Origin of the sequence: Idiomarina sp. UBA4206, from assembly GCF_002383015.1 — a bacterium.
Classification (GTDB): Bacteria; Pseudomonadota; Gammaproteobacteria; order Enterobacterales; family Alteromonadaceae; genus Idiomarina; species Idiomarina abyssalis.
In genome coordinates this window covers 70,903-72,082 of record NZ_DFTS01000072.1, presented here as the reverse complement: position 1 = coordinate 72,082, position 1,180 = coordinate 70,903, and the positions used below count along the sequence as shown (strand labels likewise).

Genomic DNA, 1,180 nt, shown 5'->3' with positions numbered 1-1,180 from the left:
TAATAGGAACGGCTAAAGTCGCCATAGGCGCCTGCCGTTGGTTGGCTAAGTTATCCGCAACCTGCCGAATAATCTCAGGCGGAATGAAAGGCTCGTCGCCCTGAACATTAACCACCACTTCATTTTCCGCAAGCGCCAACTGTTCAATAACCTCAGCCAGTCGCTCAGTACCCGATGAATGTTCCGTTGAAGTCATCATGACTCGGCCGCCAAATTTCTCAACGCCCTCTTTTACCCTCAGGTCATCAGTTGCGACAATCACCTCCGCAGCGCCACTGGCTTCAGCCCTTTCAACCACATGCTGAATCATTGGTTTACCACCTATGTCAGCCAAAGGTTTACCAGGCAGTCGGCTGGAGCCATAACGTGCGGGAATAACAACGGTAAAACTCATGAAGGAACCTTCTCTAACTCTTCTGCAGATAATTCACGGGCTTTATCGGCTAATAAAACCGGAATGTTTTCATCGATAGGATAAGCCAGTCGCTCGCCCCGACAGACCAGTTCATTTTTTTCGGCGTAGTAAGTCAGCTTACCTTTGCACTTAGGGCAAGCTAAAATCGCTAATGTATTTTTATCAATGGGCATTTTTCTTCCTTTCCAGCTCTGCCAGTAAGTTAGTTTTCATTATCTCGGGCAGTTGCGCTTCTATTGTTTGATAATACCAGTCCGGTTGCGCGAATGACTGACACTTTCCGGCATCTTTCTCTGTCATCAATATAGGCTTACCACTTAATTGAGAAAAGTCTTCTTCGCTAAAAACGTGATGATCAGCAAATGCCTGGCTTTTCTCAACTTGTACCCCTTGCTCAGACAAAGAGTTAAAAAATCGCTGGGGGTAACCAATACCGGCAACTGCATTAAAACTACTATCCGTTTCTAGCTCAACTTTTTCATCGTTATCAACCCGATACCAGTGACCTGGTTTAACATCCACTACATGACGCGCAAAAGCATGACGACCGTAATTAGAAATAACCCAGTCCGCACCTTTTAAACGCCATGGTCCTTCACGTAAAGGACCTGCCGGCAGCAACCAGCCATTTCCTGTGCCTCTTTCACCGTCAATCATAATCAGCTCAATGTCACGTTTTAATGCGTAATGCTGTAAACCATCATCACTAATAATGACATCGACTTCGGGATGTTGTTCGGACAGGAGCTGCGCGGCCTCGGCTCT

Annotated in this window: 3 protein-coding genes; all 3 read right to left on the bottom strand. The window is 46.5% G+C overall.

Annotation, left to right across the window (positions count from 1 at the left end; translation table 11 throughout):
- Nucleotides 1–394, bottom strand: a 394-nt coding sequence (gene kdsB / locus B3180_RS14425; RefSeq protein ID WP_286845197.1) for a 3-deoxy-manno-octulosonate cytidylyltransferase, incomplete at its 3' end; no start/stop codon positions are given.
- Nucleotides 391–588 (bottom strand): Trm112 family protein, encoded by a 198-nt coding sequence (locus B3180_RS14420; protein ID WP_054487358.1) that lies wholly within the window; start codon nt 586–588, stop codon nt 391–393. The genes kdsB and B3180_RS14420, both read right to left, overlap by 4 nt.
- On the bottom strand, nt 578–1,180 hold a 603-nt coding region (gene lpxK, locus B3180_RS14415; RefSeq protein ID WP_286845196.1), incomplete at its 5' end, for a tetraacyldisaccharide 4'-kinase. The genes B3180_RS14420 and lpxK, both read right to left, overlap by 11 nt.